Origin of the sequence: uncultured Oscillibacter sp., assembly GCF_910587525.1 — a bacterium.
In the GTDB taxonomy this organism is placed as follows: domain Bacteria; phylum Bacillota; class Clostridia; order Oscillospirales; family Oscillospiraceae; genus Oscillibacter.
In genome coordinates this window covers 1-1,553 of record NZ_CAJULS010000267.1, presented here as the reverse complement: position 1 = coordinate 1,553, position 1,553 = coordinate 1, and the positions used below count along the sequence as shown (strand labels likewise).

Here is a 1,553-nt window from a genome sequence, read left to right as displayed (position 1 = left end):
GGTCCTCGCCGTAGCCGCCGTTCTCCGGGGTATCGGAGCAGTAGATATAGCCGGTCGTACCATCCTGGGTGCCGATCAGCTCGGCGTTGGCCAGATCATCCACAGTGGCGATGCTGGAACCCTCCGGCACGATGATGACCTGTACACCGGTGGCATAGGACTCCGTGAAGTCCATATTCGCCTGACGCTCCTCGTTGACGGTGATGCCCGCCATGGCGATGTCGCTCTTGCCGTTCTGCACAGCCAGCATAGCGGCAGTAAAGTCCATATCGTCCACCACCAGTTCCAAGCCCAGTTTCTCAGCAATGAGGCCCGCAACCTCTACGTCAATACCCTCGAAGCTGCCGTCGTTGGCAACCATCTCATAGGGAGGGAAGGCGGCGTTGGTGGACATATGCAGCTTTCCGCTCTCCACCACCAGGGTGTTGATGTCAACATCGCCGCTGGAGGCGTCCTGACTGTCCCCGGTGTTCTGGCTGGCATTCTGCGCGTCGTTCTGGCCGTTGGACGGATTGCCGCCGCTGCTGCCGCAGGCGGCCAGGGCCAGCGCCATCGTCAGGGCCAAAATCAGAGAAAATAACTTTTTCATTACAAACATCCTTTCTTTGCCGCCGGAAATGGCGGCGGTCTTCCAAACACCCGGCCTGCCGGCCAAGGTATTTGGAAGCATACTACAGAGGTTTGTAATTGTCAATGGTTTATTATACAAAAATGAATAATTATTGATTGGAATTCTTGTAACTTTGCTGTTTTTCGCAAAAAAGCGGGAAAAGATTGGTTGGATTTTGCCGGAGCTTCCAGAAATCCAGCGTTTGGAATGAATATATACACTTGTTATGCAGAGGGGTATCCTTCTGCACATTTACTCCACAGTAACCGATTTTGCCAGATTCCGGGGCTTATCAATATCACAGCCCCGCATCAACGCCACATAATACGCAAACAGCTGCAGCGGTGCGGCTCCCAGCAGGGGCATCAGCATAGGATGGGCGTCGGGTATGGAGATCACGCCGTTAGCCGTACGCGACATCTCTGCCCTCCGGCTCTCTGCCGTCAACGCCAGCACGTCGCCGCCGCGGGTCTTGACCTCCAGAATATTGCTCATCGCCTTCTCAAACAGTTTGCCGTAGGTGCCCAGAGCCACCACCAGCGTGCCGTCCTCTATGAGGCTGATGGTTCCGTGTTTCAGCTCGCCGGAGGCGTATGCCTCGGAGTGGATGTAGGAGATTTCCTTCAGCTTCAGGGAACCCTCCAGGCCCAGGGCGTAGTCTATATTCCGCCCAATGAAAAAGACGCTGTTGAGATTGAAATACCGGCTGGCAAAGTATTGGATGTCCTCTTTTCCGGCGAGGACGCGCTCCAGTTTTTCCGGCAGCAGCAGCATTTCGTCCAGAATGCGCCGCCGCTCCGCCTCGTCCAGAGACCCCAGCGTCTTCGACAGATACAGGCCCAGCAGGTCCAAAACCGCCAGCTGGGTGGTGTAGGCCTTGGTGGTGGCCACGGCGATCTCCGGTCCTGCCCAGGTGTAGAGCGTCTCGTCGCTCTCACGGGCG

Annotated in this window: 2 protein-coding genes; both read right to left on the bottom strand. The window is 56.3% G+C overall.

Translation table 11 applies throughout. From position 1 onward, the window contains the following. The coding region (locus QZ326_RS13325) for an ABC transporter substrate-binding protein (RefSeq protein ID WP_295746168.1) at positions 1–589 on the bottom strand (589 nt) is incomplete at its 3' end. Between the two features lie 273 nt (positions 590–862). Continuing rightward, positions 863–1,553 (bottom strand): SIS domain-containing protein (locus QZ326_RS13320; RefSeq protein WP_295746164.1); only part of this gene is annotated, 691 nt, incomplete at its 5' end.